Annotated in this window: 1 protein-coding gene; it reads left to right on the forward strand. The window is 76.1% G+C overall.

The features are described 5' to 3' along the window. On the forward strand, positions 1-1061 hold a 1061-nt coding region (locus ACFU99_RS44105; RefSeq protein ID WP_384404487.1), incomplete at its 5' end, for a thioesterase domain-containing protein. Positions 1062-1236 lie beyond the last annotated feature (175 nt).

Consider the following 1236-nt stretch of genomic DNA (forward strand, 5'->3'; position numbering starts at 1 on the left):
CCCCGGAGATCGCCGCCACCGACGGGCGCGCGCCCCGCGACCACCGCGAGGAGACCCTGACCCGGCTCTTCGCGGAGGCCCTCGCGCTGCCCCGCGTCGGCGTCGACGACAGCTTCTTCGACCTCGGCGGCAACTCCCTGCTCGCCGCCCGCCTCGTCGCCCGGGTCCGCGACACCCTCGGCGCGAAGCTCGCCATCGGCGCGCTCTTCCAGGCCCCCACCCCGGCGGCGCTCGCGGAGCGGTTGCACGAGGCGGGCGACGCCGAACAGGCCCTGGACGTCGTGCTGCCGCTGCGCGTCAGCGGCGGGCGCGCTCCGCTGTTCGTCGTGCACCCGGCGGGCGGCATCAGCTGGTGCTACTCCGGGCTCCTCGCCCACCTCGGCCCCGACCAGCCGGTGTACGGGCTCCAGGCGCGCGGCCTCACGCCCGGCACGGCCGCGGACGGGCTCCCCGCCACCATGGACGAGATGGCCGAGGACTACCTCGCCCGCGTCCGCGAGGTACGGCCGCACGGCCCGTACCGGCTGCTGGGCTGGTCGGTGGGCGGCGTCATCGCGCACACCGTCGCCGTGCGGCTCCAGGAGGAGGGCGAGGAGGTCGAACTGCTCGCCCTGCTCGACGCCTACCCGTCCGACCAGTGGCGCGGCCGGGCCGGGCCCAAGGAGGCGGACGCGCTCGGCGCGCTGCTGCGCATGGCCGGGTTCGAGTTCGACGCCTCCGGGACGCTCACCCGCGAGCAGGTCACCACCACGCTGCGCACCGAGGGCAGCGCGCTGGCCAGCCTCTCCGACCACACCCTGACGGCCGTCGTGGACATCGTCGTCAACAACGCCACCCTGATGCGGGAGCACCGTCACCGTGTCTTCGACGGCGACGTGCTCTTCTTCACCGCCACGGCGCCGCGCGCCGAGGACTGGCTGACACGGGAGGCGTGGCAGCCGTACGTCACCGGGGCCCTGATCAACCGCGACATCGACTGCCTGCATCCGCAGATGACGCAGCCGGGCCCGATCGCCGAGGTCGCGGAGGCGGTGGCCGGGTACCTGGGGGAGCGGGACTGATCCCCGCGGTGCGCCGCCGAGGTGTCACCCGTACGGCCCAGTGCGCCGTACGGAACGGACGCCTCCGGGCCCATCCTGGAAGCGGAGCGGTCGGGCGCCGGGCCCCGTCGGCCCCGGGGCCCCCCCCCGCCCGGAGGGGGCCCCCCAGAGCGGCCAGACCCCCACGGAGGCGGGC

Source organism: Streptomyces sp. NPDC057654 (genome assembly GCF_042800135.1).
Lineage (GTDB): Bacteria > Actinomycetota > Actinomycetes > Streptomycetales > Streptomycetaceae > Streptomyces.